We start from the raw sequence: 18,139 nt of genomic DNA, 5'->3' as shown, positions 1-18,139 counted from the left end.
GGACAAGCCAGGTTTCCCCGACTATTCTTCTGCAACCCTTGGCTGTCCATTCCTAAATTTTTAATTAACAGAAGAGACTGACGATGAGCTCAAACTTACCAATCCGTCGCGCACTGCTGAGCGTGTCTGATAAAACTGGTATTCTGGAATTCGCCACTGCACTGCATGCACAGGGCGTTGAACTGCTGTCGACCGGTGGTACCGCGAAATTACTGGCCGACGCTGGTATTCCGGTCACTGAAGTATCTGATTACACCGGTCACCCGGAAATCATGGATGGCCGGGTCAAAACCCTGCATCCGAAAGTACATGGTGGCATTTTAGGCCGTCGTGGCACTGACGAGGGTGTGATGGACACTCACAGCATCAAGCCAATTGATTTAGTCGTAGTGAACCTGTATCCATTCGCGCAAACCGTGGCCAAAGCCGGTTGCACACTGGAAGATGCGGTCGAGAACATCGATATCGGCGGCCCGACCATGGTGCGTGCTGCTGCGAAAAACCACAAAGACGTGACTATTGTGGTGAATGCTGCAGACTATAACAAAGTACTGGCTGAAATGGCCGCCAACAATGGCGCCACCACGCATGCGACCCGCTTCAGTCTGGCCATCAGTGCCTATGAACACACGGCGCAGTATGATGGCATGATCGCGAACTACTTCGGGACTATGCTGAGCGCCTACGACACACCAGAAGCAACGCCAAGCAAGTTCCCACGCACCTTCAATAGCCAGTTCACCAAGAAACAAGATCTGCGCTACGGTGAAAACAGCCATCAGGCCGCTGCTTTTTATGTGGAAAACAGCATTCAGGAAGCCTCGGTGGCAAGCGCAACGCAGCTGCAGGGCAAAGAACTGTCTTACAACAATATCGCTGACACAGATGCCGCACTCGAATGCGTAAAAGAATTCGCAGAGCCGGCCTGTGTTATCGTCAAACACGCCAACCCATGTGGTGTGGCGATTGGCGACGATATTCTGGCTGCTTACAACCGTGCGTATCAGACCGACCCGACCTCGGCTTTTGGCGGCATCATCGCCTTTAACCGCGAACTGGATGCCACCACCGCAGAAGCCATTGTCAGCCGTCAGTTTGTCGAAGTCATAATTGCGCCAACCGCCACGGCAGAAGCTGCAGCTGTAGTCGCGAAAAAGCCAAACGTTCGTTTGCTGGTGTGCGGCCAGTGGTCAGAGAAGACCACCAGTTTTGATATCAAACGCGTCAACGGCGGTGTATTGGTGCAGGACCGCGACCAGAGAATGGTCGGTTTGGAAGACCTCAAAGTGGTCTCTAAGCGTCAACCTTCTGCCGATGAACTGCGTGACTTGCTGTTCTGCTGGAAAGTGGCCAAATACGTCAAATCAAATGCCATTGTTTATGCAAAAGATTCTATGACGATTGGTGTTGGCGCCGGCCAGATGAGCCGTGTTTACAGTGCGAAAATCGCTGGTATTAAAGCGGCCGATGAAAATCTGGAAGTCAAAGGCTCAGTGATGGCGTCTGATGCTTTCTTCCCGTTCCGTGATGGTATCGACGCAGCCGCAGCAGCCGGTATCAAAGCCGTGATCCAGCCAGGCGGCTCGATGCGCGATGCTGAAGTCATTGCAGCTGCTGACGAGCACGACATGACAATGGTCTTCACCGGCGTGCGGCATTTCCGCCACTAAGCTTGTTTTAGACGCTTGTGTCATGACCCACAAAAACGGCAGCTTTGGCTGCCGTTTTTTTATCTACAAAAAAAAGGGACTGAGGCAAATGAACGATATCCAATTCCCCGCTTTATTTTGTTACTCAGGCGCAGATGAGATGCTGCGCCTCGACAACCTGGCAGCGCTGCAAAGTCTATTGGCAGACACACATGCGATGCTGCCTGACGCTGATTATATTATCGATAGCCTGGGGACCGAATGGCTGTTCAATAACGAAGGGGTTCCATACCCAACAACCCGGCGCTGGTCATTACCACAACTGATCGCCAGAGTGCAGCAACATTTTTTCGCCCAGGCACAAAGTTGTGTCAGCAAAATTCAGGCGGCCGATCTAAAGTCGTTGATTCTGATGATCAGTCACGATGAAGAGCTCTGACACAGCAGATATCTCCGTATCATTTATAATTGAAAATGCGCTTTATCACCCATTTAGCTGCGTAGATGACAGGAATGCACAGCAATAGTCAGATAAAACACTTGAAAAGCACAATTGAATTAAAATAAACAAAACATAAGCCACTGTATTTATTGTTATTTTTCATGTATTAATCATGAATAATGAATTAATCATTGAAATAACAACCTAACGTCTGCATTTTAGTATTATCTACGAACAATCTACGTCAACAGGCTCGCTATGGACGCAACAACGATCAATCATTTATTCCTGCTGGGAGCCATATTGGTCGCCGCCGCCATCATGATGAGTTCGGTTGCCAGTAAGATTGGCGTGCCTATATTGGTTATATTTCTTGGTGTTGGTATGTTTGCCGGCATCGACGGCCCTGGCGGTATTGCGTTTGACGATTATTCCATGGCCTATCTGGTTGGCAACCTGGCGCTGGCGGTGATTTTGCTGGATGGTGGCATGCGCACCAATGTCAAAAGCTTCCGCGTAGCGTTAGGCCCTTCATTATCTCTGGCAACGATCGGCGTGATGATTACGGCCGGCCTTACCGGCTTTGCTGCTGCCTGGTTGTTTGATCTCACGATGCTAGAAGGTTTACTGATTGGCGCTATTGTCGGCTCCACCGACGCGGCGGTTGTTTTTAACTTATTGAATGGAAAGGGGTTGAACGAACGGGTTGGCGCCACGCTGGAAATCGAATCCGGTAGTAACGATCCGATGGCGATGTTTCTGACGGTAACGTTGATTTCAATGCTGGCTGCCGGTCAAACCAGCTTTGACTGGAAAGTCGTGGTGAGTTTGTTTCAGCAATTTGGTGTGGGGATTTTGCTCGGGCTGGCCGGTGGCTGGGTGCTGTTGAATCTCATCAATAAAATTCAGATTGCCGATGGCCTTTATCCGTTACTTGCGGTCAGCGGTGGTTTATTCCTCTATGCCGTGTCCGGTTCGGTCGGCGGCAGCGGTATCTTAAGTGTCTATGTCTGTGGTTTAGTACTCGGCAATCAGCCAATTCGTAACCGGCATGGCATTGTGCATATGTTTGACGGTTTAGCCTGGCTCAGCCAAATCGGTATGTTCCTGGTGCTGGGTTTATTGCTGACGCCAAGTCAATTACTCCCCATCGCTATTCCTGCTTTATTACTGTCTTTGTGGATGATTTTGTTTGCCCGACCTTTGTCGGTGTTTATCGGCCTGCTGCCATTTAAGAGTTTTACACTGCGAGAGCGCACTTTTATCTCTTGGGTCGGCCTGCGTGGCGCAGTGCCGGTTATTCTGGCGGTATTCCCGCTGATGGCAGGGCTGCCAAACGCCCAGCTGTTTTTTAACGTGGCGTTTTTTATCGTGCTGGTCTCATTGCTGCTGCAAGGCACGACGCTCGGCTTTGCCGCAAAAAAGGCTCATGTGGTAGTACCACCGATGCCATTGCCGGTCTCACGTGCCGGTATAGAAGTGCAGCTGGCCAGCCAATGGGAAATGTTTGTTTACAAACTCAATCCGGACAAATGGTGTATAGGCAGCGAACTAAAGCAGCTGAACATGCCGGACAATACCAGAATTGTGGCACTGTTTCGTGACAATCAACTACTGCATCCTTCGGGTAGCAGTAAGCTGATGGCCGGCGACGTCCTGTGTATTATTGGCCATGACGCTGATTTACCGGTGTTGGGACGCATGTTCAGTGAAACACCACAACGTAACTTTGATTTTGAGTTCTTTGGCGATTTTATGTTGGACGGCGCTGCCCGGCTGGATGATTTGGCCATGTTCTATTCGTTGGATTTAACCAACTGCGGCGACGCAGTCACCTTGTCCGACTTTATTTCGAAAAAACTGGGAGGGAATCCAGTCGTCGGCGACACCTTGCAATGGTCCGGTATGGGCTGGACAGTGGCCGAGCTGGACGGCCAGCAGATCCGCCGCGTGGGGGTAAAGGCACAGGGCGACGCGGAAGTCTGAGTTCGGTTCAGCTGACCAGCCGGCGGGTTTCGCTTCGCTCTACCCGCCCTACGATTCTGAGGCAGAATGTAGGGGGCAATGAGCACGCGAATTGCATCAAAACCTATAGGCAACGAGAGGCGGGCATACATCAGGCATTGCCGGACAGCCGAAAATCACTTTACTTTTACCACCTAACGGCTACAATACGCGCCGCTCTTTTGACTGTTCTTTATACAATAAGGTATTCACTCTATGCATCCGATGTTAAACATCGCTGTTCGTGCTGCGCGTGGCGCAGGCAATATCATCGCCCGGGCCTGTGGTCAACTCGACATGGTTCAGACCAGCCAAAAAGGCACCAACGACTTTGTCACCAACGTCGACAAAGAAGCAGAACAGGCAATAGTGCAAATCCTGCGTAAATCCTACCCAACCCACGATATCGTTGGCGAAGAAGGTGGCGATTACGGCAGTTTCAATAGTGAATACCAATGGATCATCGACCCACTCGATGGTACCGCCAACTTTATCAAAGGCATCCCCCACTTCGCCGTTTCTATCGCGCTGCGCCACAATGGCAAGCTCGATCAGGCGGTCATTTATGATCCACTGCGTGGTGAAGTGTTCACTGCCAGCCGTGGTGGTGGTGCGCAGTTAAACGGTCGCCGTATTCGTGTGACCAACGCCACAGACTTAACCGGCACTATTCTGGCAACAGGTTTCCCGTTTAAGCAAAAGCATCACCTTGATGCTTATACCGAAACTTTCAAAACTTTCTTCACTACTGCTGCAGACGTCCGTCGTAGCGGTTCAGCTGCGTTGGATCTGGCTTATGTCGCCGCTGGCCGTTTAGATGGTTTCTGGGAAATCGGTTTAAAACCATGGGATATCGCTGCAGGTGAACTGATTGTGCGGGAAGCCGGTGGTCTGGTCAGCGATTTCGTTGGCGGCAATAACCAGCTGAAAAGCGGCAACGTTGTTGCCGGTAACCCGAAAGTGCTGGCTGCGATGTTAAAAGGCATGCGCCCGCACCTGACCGAATCGCTGATGCGCTAAGCGGCAGAGACAAAAACGCCGGCGATTGCCGGCGTTTTTTTGGCGCATGGTCGATGGGCATTTAATCTTGCGTCACCGGCAAACCAGCATTGACCCAGGCAGTATAACCGCCGGCCAGACTCAACACATCGCTATAGCCCATTTGCTGTAACGCATCCGCCGCTAAAGCTGAACGAAAACCACCACCGCAGTACAAAACTAAAGTTTGTTGCTTATCCTGAACTTTACCTTCGATATCGCGTTCAATGACACCTTTACCGATGTGCATCGCTTGTGGCAAATGGCCTTTTTGCCACTCCAGATCTTCCCGCACATCAATCAGCACACAAGGCGCTTGATGCGCATTGTATTGCTCGATAGAGATCTCACGAACCCGGCTTTTCGCCGCGTCAACCATCGCCAGAAAGCCGGTATTATGTTGTTTGCTCATCTGCAACTCCTTCAACTAAAACCTGTGCAGCCGTTATGCAACTGCCGGTAAGCCTCAGTACCTTATTGCTTTAAAAAGAAAAAAGCCAGTCACGAGACTGGCTTTCAGCTATTTAGATGGACGGTGTATCCGCCCCTTCTTTTTCGATCACTGTGGGCATCAAATCCTCACGGCTCGCGCCGAGGATCACGGCCAACGCAGATGCGATAAAGATTGAAGAATAGGTACCAATCGCGATACCAAACAACAGCGCTGTGGCAAAACCGTGGATCATAGCGCCACCCATAAAGAACAGGACTATCAAAGTTAATGCCGTGGTAAAAGACGTCATCGTGGTTCGGCTCAGCGTTGTCGTGATCGCCTCATTCACCGACTCGTCGGTGGACAGATCACGCATTTTCCGGAATGTCTCGCGGATCCGGTCGAACACAACAATAGTGTCGTTGATGGAATAACCAATCAGCGCCAGAATTGCGGCCAGAACCGTCAGGTCAAATTCCATGCCTGTTACCGAGAACATCCCCAACGTGATAATCACGTCATGTAACAGAGATGCCACAGCGCCGACAGAAAAGCGCCATTCAAACCGGGCAGCAACATAGATTAAAATCCCTACCAATGCTGCCAGAATCGCCAGAAAACCATCTTCTTTCAGTTCATCACCAACCGCAGAACCCACTACGTCAACTTTGTTCACCGTAACCGGAGTCGCTGCGACAGTGTTGATGACGGTCAGGATTTGCTCACCGATGGCCTTTTGCTGTACACCTTCACGCGGTGCGATCCGGATCATCACGTCCTGACTACTGCCGAAGTACTGGACTTGGGCATCAGCAAAACCAGCAGCAGCCAGCGCATCACGCACTTTGTCTAACTCAGCTTGTTGCTCAAATTGCACTTCAATGACGGTACCACCGGTAAAATCCAGCCCCAGGTTCAGTCCTTTGGTAAATAAACTGACCAATGAACCCAGTACCAAAAAGGTTGAGAAAATCAACGCCGGCCATTTGAACTTCATAAAGTTCAGCGCGTTTTTATAGATAAATAGACGCATCTTGCGCTCCTTAAACCGGCAGGTCAGCGCCGCGGCGCTGGCCCCAGACGGCATTGACGATCAAACGCGTGATCACAACCGCTGTGAAAATAGAAGTCAGAATACCGAGCGCTAATGTCACCGCAAAACCTTTAACCGGACCTGTACCGACACCAAACAGAATCAACGCGACCAATAAGGTAGTGATATTCGAGTCAGCGATAGTAGCAAAAGCACGGTCATAGCCTTCATGGATCGCCTGCATCGCAGAACGACCATTCGCCAATTCTTCACGGATCCGCTCGTTAATCAATACGTTAGCGTCCACCGCCATACCGACAGTCAGCAAGATACCGGCCATACCAGGTAACGTCAGGGTCGCACCGGGGATCATCGCAATCATACCGACCAGCAACACCAGGTTACAGGCCAGCGCAATATTTGCGACCACACCAAACCACTTGTAATAGAACACCATAAAACCAACCACAGCCAGCATGCCCCACATAATGGCGTTCATACCGAGGTCGATATTTTCTTGACCCAAGCTAGGGCCAATGGTCCGTTCTTCCACGATTTGGATCGGCGCGATCAGGGCACCGGCGCGTAACAACACAGCCAGATTCTGGGCTTCACCTGGCGCATCGAGGCCTGTGATACGGAAGCTGCGGCCTAAACGAGCCTGAATAGTGGCGACAGATACCACTTCTTCTTTTTTCTCCAGAATCGTTTTGCCATCAGCGTCTTTTTTACCGGTTGGCTTGTATTCGATAAACACCGTGGCCATCGCTTTACCGATGGCGTCTTTAGTCGCCAGCGAGAAGCTGTTGCCGCCCTTAGCATCTAAGTCAATATTGACCTGCGGCCGGCTATATTCATCAAAACCAGCATTGGCACCAACGATGTGGTTACCAGTCAGCATGATACGTTTTTGCAGCACCACTGGTGCACCACTGCGGTCATAGAACAGCTGTGAAGCTGGTGGAACGCGGCCTGCAGCAGCACTGGCGACATCGGCAGATTCGTCAACCAGACGGAATTCCAGTGTCGCCGTAGCGCCAAGAATTTCTTTAGCGCGTGCTGTGTCCTGCACGCCAGGCAGTTGAACGACTATCCGCTCAGCGCCTTGACGTTGCACCAGCGGTTCAGCCACACCAATGGCGTTAACGCGGTTACGGATAATGGTAATGTTCTGCGCGACAGCATCTTCACGCAGCGCTTTAACTTTGGCTTCGCTGAAACTAACCAGTAAAGTATTGTCAGCGCCTTCGGTGTACACCATATCGCGGTCTTTTTCCGACAGGACTTTCTGTGCTGCTTTAACATCTTCCGGGCTGCGGAACGTTAACACCACTTGCTGTTTTGGCAGGTCGGCCGCGACAGAGCGGTAACGCACTTTGGCTTCACGCAAATCGGTGCGGTAGTTTTGCACCAGATCATTGACGTTTTTGTCCATCGCAGTTTTCATGTCAATTTCCATCAGGAAATGCACACCACCGCGTAAATCCAGACCCAGTTTCATTGGCGCTGCGCCGATACTGTCCATCCAAGCCGGCGTCGCCGGTGCCAGATTCAGCGCAGTGACGTATTTGTCACCAAGCAGTTGCTCGATGACTTCACGTGCTTTTAACTGATCTTCAGTAGTCAGAAAACGCGCAAGAACCTGTCCGTCTTCTAAAACTACGCTTTTACTGTTGATTTGTTTGGCAGTCAGTTCAGTGCTAATTTTGTCGACCACTTCGGCAGTGACTTCAGCACCACGGGTCGCATTAATTTGCAGCGATGGATCGCTTGGGTAAATGTTGGGCAAGGCGTAGATAAAACTGACGGCCATTACCACAACTACCAGCAAATAACGCCAGATTGAGTTTTGATTTAACACATTAAATTCCTTTCAGCCGTTCGCTTTACAGCGATTTCATCGTGCCTTTCGGCAGTACGGCACTGATAGAGCCTTTTTGCACTGTCACTTCAGTCGTGTCGTTCAGCGCAATGACGACAAAATCTTTATCGTCAGCGATCTTCGCGATCCGACCGACCAGGCCGCCCTGCGTCAGCACTTCATCACCTTTGGCCAAAGATGACATCAAGTTTTTGTGCTCTTTCATCCGCTTACTTTGTGGACGGAAGATCATGAAGTAGAAAATCAGACCAAAAGCGGCCAACATGATCACCAGATCTAAACCACCACCAGGCTGGCCAGCAGCTGCCGTTTGTGCTTGTGCATCAGAAATAAAAAAACTCATTGGTATCCCCTTAAATTTTAAAGCTTAATTTCAAATTGTTATTCAGCTGACGCAGTCTCTGCACTGTCTGCCAACACCGGAACTGGCGCATCAAGTGCCGGAACAGTCAAACCACGACGGGCATAAAAGTCAGTGATAAAGTCCTGCAGTGTGCCTTGTTCAATCGCATCGCGTAAGCCCTGCATTAATTTCTGATAATGGTGCAGGTTATGGATAGTATTCAGTCGGGCACCCAGGATCTCATTACAACGATCGAGATGATGGAGATATGCGCGCGAATAGTTTTTACAAGTGTAACAGTCACAATTTTCATCCAAAGGCGCGATATCGTCTTTGTATTTGGCATTGCGGATCTTAATCACACCACTTGTAACGAATAAATGGCCGTTGCGGGCGTTACGGGTTGGCATCACACAGTCGAACATATCGATGCCACGGCGCACGCCTTCAACCAGATCTTCCGGTTTACCCACGCCCATCAGATAACGCGGTTTATGTACCGGCATTTTGTCTGTGGTGTGATTGAGGATTTTGATCATTTCATGTTTCGGTTCACCAACCGATAAACCACCGATGGCGTAACCGTCAAAGCCGATGTCTTCCAGACCGTTTAATGACACATCACGCAGATTCGGATACATGCCGCCCTGAATGATGCCAAACAATGCAGAAGGGTTATCGCCATGCGCATCTTTGCTACGTTTGGCCCAGCGCAAAGACATTTCCATCGATTTTTTCGCTTGCTGCTCGGTGGCAGGATATGGCGTACATTCATCGAAAATCATTACGATATCAGAGCCTAAATCGCGCTGTACTTCCATCGAACGCTCTGGCGTCAGCTGGATTTTTTCGCCATTCAGCGGGGAGCGGAACGTCACACCTTCTTCTTTGATTTTACGCAGTTCGCCGAGGCTAAACACCTGAAAACCACCAGAGTCGGTCAGAATGGGTTTGTCCCAATGCATAAAATCATGTAAATCACCGTGTTTACGAATGATTTCCGTGCCAGGACGCAGCATCAGGTGAAAGGTATTGCCAAGGCAGATTTGTGCCCCGGTCGCAGCCAGTTCTTCCGGCGTCATGCCTTTAACTGTGCCGTAGGTACCAACTGGCATAAATGCCGGGGTATCGACCACACCACGGGCAAATGTCATACGTCCGCGCCGGGCTTTGCCGTCGGTCTTCATTAACTCAAATTTCATTGTGACCTCATTGACCGGAAAAACAGTCCAGCCTTTTAAAAAAACGCCCGATTGTAGCAGAAAGCCAGGCGTATGTTGACAATCCGACCTGACTGCGCCGCTTAAAGGATTAGCATCGCATCGCCATAGGAATAAAATCGATATTGCTGCGTAATCGCTTCCCGATAGGCATGCATGATGATATCTCTGCTGCATAGCGCCGACACCAGCATAATCAGCGTCGATTCCGGTAAATGGAAATTGGTGATCAAGCCATCAATGACGGCAAACTGATAACCGGGATAGATAAAAATCTGCGTATCACCGTAATAAGGCTGCAACGGCTGACCAGCAGCTTTCGCGAACTGCGCAGCAGATTCCAGCGACCGCACCGATGTCGTGCCCACAGCGATCACGCGGTTGCCCCGAGCTTTACATGCTTCGACGGCGGCAACGACTTCCGGTGGCACTTCGATATATTCGGCGTGCATTTGATGTTCAAGAATATTGTCGACCCGCACTGGCTGGAAGGTGCCGGCACCGACATGCAGCGTAACAAAAGCAAATTCCACACCTTTGGCTTGCAACGCCGCCAGCAATGGCTCGTCAAAATGCAATCCCGCAGTAGGCGCCGCGACAGCACCGGGTTTCGCGTTATACACAGTCTGATAGCGTTCGCGATCGCTGGCCGCATCCGGTCTGTCGATGTAAGGTGGTAAAGGCATATGACCGAGTCGTTCCAGCATCGCCAGCACGGGCTCGTCTGACAGCAACGTCAGCTCAAACAACTCACCGTGACGGCTGGTCATCTCGACTTCGGCGTCCTGTTCCAGGATTAAACGGTTACCTGGCTTTGGTGCTTTGCTGGCACGGATATGCGCGAGGAAACGTTTGTCGTCTAACAGGCGTTCAACCAGTACTTCGACTTTGCCGCCAGACGTTTTCTGGCCAAATAACCGCGCCGGGATCACGCGGGTATTGTTGAATACCAGCAGATCTCCAGGATTAACTGCATCCAATACCGCTTTAAAGTGGGTATGTTCAATTTCTCCAGTCTGGCGTTGTAGTTTTAACAACCGGCTGGCAGAACGTTCTGGCTGGGGGAAACGGGCAATCAGCTGCTCGGGCAGCTCAAAAGAAAAATCAGTTTTTTGCATCACAGGTCCGCTTTACTGACAAACACTGAAGGGGGACATAGTCTAATGATTCACGCTGATTTTCTCAATGACTCTGCGGCTTATGGCTTACAGAAATAAAGTGCAGAATCGTCATGGCTTCCCTGACAACTGCTCTATAATCGAATAAAGCGCAGGACGCGCGGCAACATTCGTTTCGTAGATACAGGGAGTCACTATGGATATCTGGTTTAGTCTGATTTTGTTGGGTGCCAGTCAAATCATCTTATGCTGGTACAGTTACCAGCTTGCAATTGAAAAAGGCTACCCTGCACTACTGTTTGCCGGTGCAGGTTTGTTACCACTGCTGAATCTGTTTGCACTGATGCTGTTACTATTATTGCCAGACCGACGATTGGCCGAGCACCAGCTGTATTTCAGTAAATTCCGCCAACGCCCCTGATAGCCTGAGTGCGCCAGCTTAACCGGCGCACTTTTGTTGCAACACTTCTGCGATGAGCGTTGCCATCAAGCGGTAATTGCGCGACTTGCTTGACGTTGGTCGCCAGGCTACGCCGATGTCGCGCGCGGCACCACTGCTGGCAGGTGCCTGACTGATCAGCTCAGTACCTTGTAACAACCCGCTGTTAATCGCCATCTGCGGCATAAAAGTCACGCCGAGTTTGTTGTTTACCATTTGCGTCAACGTATGCAGGCTGGTGGCAAAAAACGGGTTCACTTTACGCGAATCTTCCAGCTCACATGCCTTCACCGCATGGCCGGTCAGGCAATGTTCCCGTTCCAGTAAAAAGATACTTTCATCCGGCCACTGTGAGATATCCTGACTGAAGCCGCGGTCTTGCCAGTCTTTGTGTAACACCAGTTTAAAACCGTCCTGCGCCAGTACTTCAGTGTGTAAAGCACCAGTTTCATAGGGCAGCGCCAGCAATACCATGTCCAGCCGGCCTTCTGTCAGCGCCCGTAATGAGTTCTCCGAGGTGTCTTCGCGCAGTAATAACTGCAATTCCGGATAACGCTGACGACACAGCGCCATCACTTCGCTCAGCACAAAAGGCGCTATAGTTGGAATACAACCGAGGCGGAACTGTCCGGTCATCGGCTTCCCCTGATTACGGGCAAAATCGGCCAGTTCCTCACATTGTTCAATGATATACCTGGCCTGCCGCACCACATCTTCACCTAGCGAGGTAAATATAAAGGTTTTGTGATCACGCTCCAGTAACTGGGCATCGATAGTTTCTTCCAGATTGGCAATGGCGGCGCTTAAAGTGGACTGGCCTATGTAACAGGCATCGGCGGCACGGCCAAAATGCTGATGTTCATGTAAGGCGAGTAAATATTGCAGTTGTTTCACGCTGGGTAGTCGTTTCATCGTAAATTCCGTTATAAATTTTGATTTACCCGCAAAGATAGCGATGAAGATGCTAGTGCACGGAGCCAGCCTCTGCAACCCAAATGCGTTAGGTTGTGCAAAGGACGAGGACCTTTAGCAAGTTCGCGCCAGCGAAGAGATTTCCTGCGCTAAATAAAAAACCGCCCGAAGGCGGTTTTTTGTATATCAACGCGCTTATAACGCTTCCATAACGGTCTTGATCACATAGAAGAATATGATCGATAAAAATGCGCCTATTGGTAATGTCACAACCCAAGACACGAAAATATTCCGGATGACACCTAAGTTCAGTGCGGCAATACCACGTGCCATACCAACGCCAAGCACTGCACCGACCAGAGTTTGCGTTGTGGAAATAGGTAAACCCATACCAGAAGCGACTACAACAGTCGTCGCTGCGGCGATTTCTGCCGCAAAACCACGGCTTGGTGTCAGATGGGTAATATTTTCGCCAATAGTTTGAATAACTTTGGCACCCAAAGTAGCCAAACCGACGACGATACCGATAGCACCCAGAGGAAGAATCCACCAATCCAACGACACTTTATCTAAAATCTGACCACCAGATTGGATGATGCCAACAACTGCAGCCAAAGGCCCGATTGCATTGGCCACATCGTTAGAACCGTGTGCAAATGCCATACAGCAAGCAGTGAAAATCATCAGGATACCGAAAATTTTCTCCACGTTGGTAAAGTGCATTTCCTTATCTGCATCCGGATCAATTTTCAAGCGGCTGATTGCAAAAGCACCAATCAATGCAACAACCAGAGCGATGGCAAAACACAACAAGATGCCTTCGTTGGTAGATAAATCCAGACCAACGTGTTTTAAGCCTTTGGTTACCGTGACATAAGACATAATGTAGGCGGCAAAAAACATATAGTAAGGCACAAACTTCTTCGCTGCTTTGAGCGGACTGTCTGTGTTAAAAATGAAATGCTGCGCACTCATAAAGATCAAGAATGCCAGCACCCCAGATAGCAAAGGCGTCACCACCCAACTACCGACGATCCCGCTGACAGAATCCCAGTGCACGTAGTCCATGCCAACGCCAACTGAGGCAAAACCGATGATAGCACCAACGATCGAATGCGTGGTCGATACCGGCCAGCCATAATGAGACGCAACCAACAACCAAGAACCTGCAGCTAACAAAGAGCCGATCATGCCGTATACCAACAATTGCGGTACTTCTTTGAAGGCTTCGGCATCGACGATACCACTGCGAATAGTTGAAGTGACTTCGCCACCGGCTAACCAGGCGCCTGACGCTTCAAAAATCGCGGCGATGATCAGTGCTTGTTTTAAAGTTAAGGCTTTTGAACCGACTGAAGTTCCCATTGCATTGGCAACATCATTCGCGCCAACACCATAAGCCATAAAAAAGCCAAATAGTGCGGCAACAATTACCAGCACATGGCCATATTGAGCCAAAATTTCCATGAATTTTTACCTTTAGCGCTTAACGAGCCAACATGATTTCGAGACGTGAGCCTACTTTTAACGCGGTATCAGCTAAATCGCCGACCCACTCTAAAGTGCGGTACAGAAACATCACATCAACAGGGTTCAATGCACCTTCAGATTTGCGTACGAATTTGCGCAAACTGATTTGCATTTCGTCAGTGTCGTGTTCGATTTCGTCGATTTTTGCGATCATTTTGATCACCATATCGACTTCGCGTCCACGGAAACCAGTTTCCAGCAATTCGTCCAGTTCGTTGATCGCTTCACACGCCAGGGCGACGGCATCGATACAACGTTGCAGGTAAGCATTAAATTCTTGTTGGATAGGTGCCGGGATTTCCAGCTCGCGGCCCAATACACGGCCGGTGATGTCTTTGGTTTTATTAGCAATTTTATCCTGTTGCGACACCAACTCCAGTATATCGGTGCGATCGACAGGTAAAAACAAGCCGCGCGGCAAATGAACGCGGATATCGCGTTTCAAAGTGTCAGCTTCTTTTTCAAGGCTAACGATTACTTTTCTTACTTCCGCTGCAGTGTCCCAATCCTTGTTATATACGGCTGCGAAAAACGGCAGTAACTGCTCGCTCGCCGCCAGGACTTTACGAATATGTTCTTCAATTGGTTTAATTGGAGATTTTGCGAAAACAGCCAAAAATGCACTTGGCATAGCTTTGCCTCTTGGTTTTGTAGTGGACGAAAGTCGGCGCGCATTGTACTGCAACCGTCGCATAATAAAAATGTCATAAAGCCGTAAAAATGCAAAAAGCCAGGCTGATTATAGTCAGCACTGGCTTTTTGGGCGCCTAATTCAGCGATTATTCAGCTACGGGCATTTTGTTCCAGGCTGTCTTCATCACTGTGGCGCACATCACGACCTTTGACAAATGAAATGACGTACTCAGAAATGTTTTTGCAGCGATCACCAATCCGTTCCAGTGCACGGGCAGACCACAGCACGTTCATGATTTTTGGAATGGAACGTGGATCTTCCATCATGTAAGTCATCAATTGACGGGTAATGGCTTCATATTCACGGTCGACCTTTTTGTCTTCTTTGTAGACCGCTAAGGCTGCTTCCACGTCCATCCGGGCGAATGCGTCCAATACATCGTGCAGCATCTGCGCGACATGACGGCCCATATTCTCCAGATTGACCAGCAGATCCTGCTGAGCGCTGCTGAAGGATTCCAGTGCGACTTTGGCGATCCGCTCGGCTTCATCACCAATACGTTCCAAATCAGAAATCGCGCGGATGATGGTCAGAATCAAGCGTAAATCACTGGCAGCAGGCTGACGTTTCGCAATGATGCGCGTACATTCTGCGTCAATTTTGATTTCCCAGTCATTGACCAGCAAATCATTGGCAATCACTTGTTGCGCCAGTTCAGCATTGCTGCCGGCAATCGCATTCAGTGCATCCGACAGCTGTTGCTCGATCAAGCCACCCATCGCCATGATGTGGTTACGGATCTGCTCGATCTCGTCATTAAACTGACTGGAAATGTGTTTGGTTAAATTCAGTTTGTCCATGTGAAACCTCTGCTTAAGTCTGGTAATTAACCAAAACGGCCAGTGATGTAGTCTTCAGTCTGTTGTTGCGACGGGTTGGTAAACATCTTATTCGTCGCCGCGTATTCCACCAGATTGCCCATGTACATAAAGGCAGTATAGTCCGATACCCGTGCAGCCTGTTGCATGTTGTGCGTGACAATCACAATGGTGTAACGATTTTTCAGTTCATTGATTAATTCTTCAATCTTCAGCGTGGAGATTGGGTCCAGTGCGGACGCTGGTTCATCGAGCAGCAGCACTTCAGGCTCAATCGCAATAGCGCGGGCAATTACCAGACGCTGTTGCTGGCCACCAGACAGGCCAAAAGCGTTGTCATGTAAGCGGTCTTTTACTTCGTTCCACAATGCCGCGCCTTTGAGCGAGCTTTCCACCACTTCGTCCAGTACGCGGCGATCGTTTACGCCTTGCAGGCGCAGACCATAAGCAACGTTTTCATAAATGGTTTTTGGGAACGGGTTCGGCTTCTGAAACACCATGCCAACCTGACGGCGCAGCTCAGCGACGTCGACCGTTTTGTCATAGATATTCTGGCCGTCGAGCAGGATCTGTCCTTCAATACGACAAATATCAACCAGGTCGTTCATCCGGTTAAAGCAACGCAGTAAAGTAGATTTACCACACCCTGACGGGCCGATAAATGCGGTCACGCGTTTTTCCGGGATTTGCATATTAATAGTTTTTAACGCCTGCGATTCAGCGTAGTAAAGACGCAGGTCTTTCACTTCCAGCTTGATTTTTTCATCTGCCAGATTCAGCTCGCTGTAGCCGTTCAGAGTTTGTTGTGTGGTCATACGTCAGTTCACTCTTAAAATTCAGTTCAGGTTCTGCGGCGGGATGCCACGCATCCCGCGTTAGGTGCCCATCGGCACCAATTTGCTCTATGGGTTCTAGTCAGATTCGCTGCGATATTTTTCCCGCAGTTTATTGCGTAAATGAATCGCCGCCATATTCAGCAGTACAATCAACACAACCAGTACTAATGCTGTGGCATATAACAATGGTCTTGACGCTTCAACGTTCGGGCTTTGGAAACCAACGTCAAACACATGGAAACCTAAGTGCATAATTTTCTGATCTAAATGAACAAATGGGAAAGTACCGTCGACCGGTAAGGTCGGTGCGAGTTTCACCACGCCGACCAACATTAACGGCGCTACTTCACCGGCGGCACGAGCGATAGCTAAGATCAAACCGGTCATCATCGCTGGTGTAGCCAGCGGCACTACAACTTTCCATAATGTTTCAGATTTTGTCGCGCCTAACGCCAAACTACCCATCCGAATCGTGCTTGGGATGCGTGACAAACCTTCTTCTGTCGAAACAATCACGACTGGAAGTGTTAATAATGCCAGTGTCAATGACGCCCAAAACAGGCCTGGGGTACCAAAAGTTGGCGCCGGCAGTTTTTCTGGGTAGAACAGCGCATCAATATTGCCGCCCATAATATAAACAAAGAAACCTAAACCAAACACACCATAAACAATCGATGGCACACCCGCTAAGTTATACACAGAGATGCGAATAATTTTTAGCATGGTGCCTTGCTTGGCATATTCACGCAGGTAAATCGCTGCCAACACGCCAAACGGCGTCACAATGATTGACATCAAGATGACCATGGTCACGGTACCGAAAATGGCTGGGAAAATGCCGCCTTCGGTATTGGCTTCGCGCGGATCTTCGCTCAGGAAGTGCCAAATCGCCGCAACATAGTGCACAGACTTATCCAGCACTGACATCCGGTTCGGCATATGCGCATGCACAATATTGGACAGATTAATCGTCAGCTCTTTTCCTTCGGCCGTGACAACTTTCAGACTGTCACGCTTAGCTTGGGAGTAAAGCGCTTCTAATTCCTGCTGTAACTCAGCATATTGAGCATCAAGCGCAGCCTGATCTTGCGCGGCTTGCTGCACATACTGGCTCAATTCTTCAGCACTGGCTCCGTTCAGTTCAAGCGTACGCTTGCCCAAACGCAACGCTTCCAGCGCCTTGTTAATTTTACCAATCTCACCATTTTCAATTTCACTGATGTCATCGTGCAACGCGTTAGCACGCGCCATTGCTACCTGCAGAGCTGGCCACAATGCTTCACCTTCAGCTATCACTTTGTCTTGTTGCAACAATTGCAGTGGGAAACCCTGGAAATTGCCCCACTCACGCCGTTCAATCACGATGGCGTTCTCTGGTTTTTCCCAGTTTGACAAATCGTAATCAAGGAACCACGCAAAGTCGCGACCATACACGTCACGGTTAGACACTTTCAACAAATGCCGTGCATACGATTCTGCGTTGTCTGGCAAGGTTACGCCCGAATCTTTCAGCGTGACCGCACTGACCTGTTCTGTGCGCACGTGTTCAGCCAACAGCAATTTCTTGCTGCCATCTGATTGAACCGCCTGTACGCGTTGTAAATCAGCAGGCCAAAAGTGACTACCACCTTGAACCGCGATTAATCCCAGAACCCCAATGACCATCACCAAACATAAGGCGATTGCACCGGCGTTTAACCAAATCCACGGAGTACCCGTTTTAAACCAAGCTTTCATGCCGTTCACTC

The 18,139-nt window shown here is 49.7% G+C and carries 17 protein-coding genes; 5 read left to right on the top strand and 12 right to left on the bottom strand.

What is annotated here, in order from left to right; translation table 11 throughout:
• Positions 1–83: 83 nt before the first annotated feature.
• The 4 genes from purH to suhB all read left to right on the top strand — a co-directional run bounded on the left by purH (position 84) and on the right by suhB (position 5,115).
• Positions 84–1,670 (top strand): bifunctional phosphoribosylaminoimidazolecarboxamide formyltransferase/IMP cyclohydrolase, encoded by a 1,587-nt coding sequence (purH, locus tag ACFFJP_RS04325; RefSeq protein ID WP_377240883.1) that lies wholly within the window; start codon positions 84–86, stop codon positions 1,668–1,670.
• 88 nt (positions 1,671–1,758) lie between these two features.
• Positions 1,759–2,088: a DUF4144 family protein gene (locus tag ACFFJP_RS04320; protein WP_377240881.1), complete on the top strand. Its 330-nt coding sequence runs from the start codon at positions 1,759–1,761 to the stop codon at positions 2,086–2,088.
• Positions 2,089–2,349: 261 nt separating this feature from the next.
• Complete coding sequence (locus ACFFJP_RS04315; protein WP_377240879.1) at positions 2,350–4,077, top strand: potassium/proton antiporter; 1,728 nt, start codon at positions 2,350–2,352, stop codon at positions 4,075–4,077.
• Between the two features lie 234 nt (positions 4,078–4,311).
• The gene (suhB, locus tag ACFFJP_RS04310) at positions 4,312–5,115 is read left to right on the top strand and encodes an inositol-1-monophosphatase (RefSeq protein WP_208933297.1); all 804 of its coding nucleotides are present in this window, start codon (positions 4,312–4,314) and stop codon (positions 5,113–5,115) included.
• 61 nt (positions 5,116–5,176) lie between these two features.
• Here the strand turns inward: suhB and ACFFJP_RS04305 are convergent, their stop codons facing one another.
• The 6 genes from ACFFJP_RS04305 to queA all read right to left on the bottom strand — a co-directional run bounded on the left by ACFFJP_RS04305 (position 5,177) and on the right by queA (position 11,162).
• Positions 5,177–5,545 (bottom strand): rhodanese-like domain-containing protein, encoded by a 369-nt coding sequence (locus ACFFJP_RS04305; protein ID WP_377240877.1) that lies wholly within the window; start codon positions 5,543–5,545, stop codon positions 5,177–5,179.
• 112 nt (positions 5,546–5,657) lie between these two features.
• The gene (gene secF, locus ACFFJP_RS04300) at positions 5,658–6,599 is read right to left on the bottom strand and encodes a protein translocase subunit SecF (protein ID WP_377240875.1); all 942 of its coding nucleotides are present in this window, start codon (positions 6,597–6,599) and stop codon (positions 5,658–5,660) included.
• Between the two features lie 10 nt (positions 6,600–6,609).
• Entirely contained in the window at positions 6,610–8,460 is a 1,851-nt protein-coding gene (gene secD / locus ACFFJP_RS04295) for a protein translocase subunit SecD (protein WP_377240873.1), read from the bottom strand.
• A 25-nt stretch (positions 8,461–8,485) separates the two neighbouring features.
• Positions 8,486–8,824, bottom strand: coding sequence for a preprotein translocase subunit YajC (yajC, locus tag ACFFJP_RS04290; protein ID WP_377240871.1), 339 nt, complete (start codon positions 8,822–8,824; stop codon positions 8,486–8,488).
• Between the two features lie 38 nt (positions 8,825–8,862).
• On the bottom strand, positions 8,863–10,026 hold the full coding sequence (gene tgt, locus ACFFJP_RS04285) for a tRNA guanosine(34) transglycosylase Tgt (protein WP_377240869.1): 1,164 nt from the start codon (positions 10,024–10,026) through the stop codon (positions 8,863–8,865).
• A gap of 101 nt (positions 10,027–10,127) precedes the next feature.
• Positions 10,128–11,162: a tRNA preQ1(34) S-adenosylmethionine ribosyltransferase-isomerase QueA gene (gene queA / locus ACFFJP_RS04280; protein ID WP_377240867.1), complete on the bottom strand. Its 1,035-nt coding sequence runs from the start codon at positions 11,160–11,162 to the stop codon at positions 10,128–10,130.
• Positions 11,163–11,358: 196 nt separating this feature from the next.
• On the opposite strand from queA, the gene ACFFJP_RS04275 reads away from it, so the two are divergent.
• On the top strand, positions 11,359–11,583 hold the full coding sequence (locus ACFFJP_RS04275; protein ID WP_377240865.1) for a hypothetical protein: 225 nt from the start codon (positions 11,359–11,361) through the stop codon (positions 11,581–11,583).
• Between the two features lie 18 nt (positions 11,584–11,601).
• Here ACFFJP_RS04275 and ACFFJP_RS04270 read toward each other — a convergent pair whose 3' ends face one another.
• The 6 genes from ACFFJP_RS04270 to pstA form a co-directional block, all read right to left on the bottom strand.
• Positions 11,602–12,513: a hydrogen peroxide-inducible genes activator gene (locus tag ACFFJP_RS04270; protein ID WP_377240863.1), complete on the bottom strand. Its 912-nt coding sequence runs from the start codon at positions 12,511–12,513 to the stop codon at positions 11,602–11,604.
• A gap of 195 nt (positions 12,514–12,708) precedes the next feature.
• On the bottom strand, positions 12,709–13,980 hold the full coding sequence (locus ACFFJP_RS04265; protein ID WP_377240861.1) for an inorganic phosphate transporter: 1,272 nt from the start codon (positions 13,978–13,980) through the stop codon (positions 12,709–12,711).
• A gap of 19 nt (positions 13,981–13,999) precedes the next feature.
• Complete coding sequence (locus ACFFJP_RS04260) at positions 14,000–14,674, bottom strand: TIGR00153 family protein (protein ID WP_377240859.1); 675 nt, start codon at positions 14,672–14,674, stop codon at positions 14,000–14,002.
• 152 nt (positions 14,675–14,826) lie between these two features.
• Complete coding sequence (gene phoU / locus ACFFJP_RS04255) at positions 14,827–15,537, bottom strand: phosphate signaling complex protein PhoU (RefSeq protein ID WP_208933287.1); 711 nt, start codon at positions 15,535–15,537, stop codon at positions 14,827–14,829.
• A gap of 26 nt (positions 15,538–15,563) precedes the next feature.
• Positions 15,564–16,370: a phosphate ABC transporter ATP-binding protein PstB gene (pstB, locus tag ACFFJP_RS04250; protein ID WP_377240857.1), complete on the bottom strand. Its 807-nt coding sequence runs from the start codon at positions 16,368–16,370 to the stop codon at positions 15,564–15,566.
• A gap of 96 nt (positions 16,371–16,466) precedes the next feature.
• A complete protein-coding gene (gene pstA / locus ACFFJP_RS04245) occupies positions 16,467–18,128 on the bottom strand; it encodes a phosphate ABC transporter permease PstA (RefSeq protein WP_377240855.1) in 1,662 nt (553 codons plus the stop codon).
• Positions 18,129–18,139 lie beyond the last annotated feature (11 nt).

It is taken from the genome of Rheinheimera tilapiae, assembly GCF_042432165.1.
Lineage (GTDB): Bacteria > Pseudomonadota > Gammaproteobacteria > Enterobacterales > Alteromonadaceae > Pararheinheimera > Pararheinheimera tilapiae.
This window is presented reverse-complemented; position numbering and strand designations above follow the sequence as displayed.

Excerpts from the sequence above, each read along its gene's own strand:
- yajC (WP_377240871.1), bottom strand. The coding sequence starts at position 8,824 with ATGAGTTTTTTTATTTCTGATGCACAAGCACAAACGGCAGCTGCTGGC.
- secF (WP_377240875.1), bottom strand. The coding sequence starts at position 6,599 with ATGCGTCTATTTATCTATAAAAACGCGCTGAACTTTATGAAGTTCAAA.
- phoU (WP_208933287.1), bottom strand. The coding sequence starts at position 15,537 with ATGGACAAACTGAATTTAACCAAACACATTTCCAGTCAGTTTAATGAC.
- tgt (WP_377240869.1), bottom strand. The coding sequence starts at position 10,026 with ATGAAATTTGAGTTAATGAAGACCGACGGCAAAGCCCGGCGCGGACGT.
- ACFFJP_RS04265 (WP_377240861.1), bottom strand. The coding sequence starts at position 13,980 with ATGGAAATTTTGGCTCAATATGGCCATGTGCTGGTAATTGTTGCCGCA.
- pstB (WP_377240857.1), bottom strand. The coding sequence starts at position 16,370 with ATGACCACACAACAAACTCTGAACGGCTACAGCGAGCTGAATCTGGCA.
- pstA (WP_377240855.1), bottom strand. The coding sequence starts at position 18,128 with ATGAAAGCTTGGTTTAAAACGGGTACTCCGTGGATTTGGTTAAACGCC.
- ACFFJP_RS04260 (WP_377240859.1), bottom strand. The coding sequence starts at position 14,674 with ATGCCAAGTGCATTTTTGGCTGTTTTCGCAAAATCTCCAATTAAACCA.
- ACFFJP_RS04320 (WP_377240881.1), top strand. The coding sequence starts at position 1,759 with ATGAACGATATCCAATTCCCCGCTTTATTTTGTTACTCAGGCGCAGAT.
- purH (WP_377240883.1), top strand. The coding sequence starts at position 84 with ATGAGCTCAAACTTACCAATCCGTCGCGCACTGCTGAGCGTGTCTGAT.
- queA (WP_377240867.1), bottom strand. The coding sequence starts at position 11,162 with ATGCAAAAAACTGATTTTTCTTTTGAGCTGCCCGAGCAGCTGATTGCC.
- suhB (WP_208933297.1), top strand. The coding sequence starts at position 4,312 with ATGCATCCGATGTTAAACATCGCTGTTCGTGCTGCGCGTGGCGCAGGC.
- ACFFJP_RS04305 (WP_377240877.1), bottom strand. The coding sequence starts at position 5,545 with ATGAGCAAACAACATAATACCGGCTTTCTGGCGATGGTTGACGCGGCG.
- ACFFJP_RS04315 (WP_377240879.1), top strand. The coding sequence starts at position 2,350 with ATGGACGCAACAACGATCAATCATTTATTCCTGCTGGGAGCCATATTG.
- ACFFJP_RS04275 (WP_377240865.1), top strand. The coding sequence starts at position 11,359 with ATGGATATCTGGTTTAGTCTGATTTTGTTGGGTGCCAGTCAAATCATC.
- ACFFJP_RS04270 (WP_377240863.1), bottom strand. The coding sequence starts at position 12,513 with ATGAAACGACTACCCAGCGTGAAACAACTGCAATATTTACTCGCCTTA.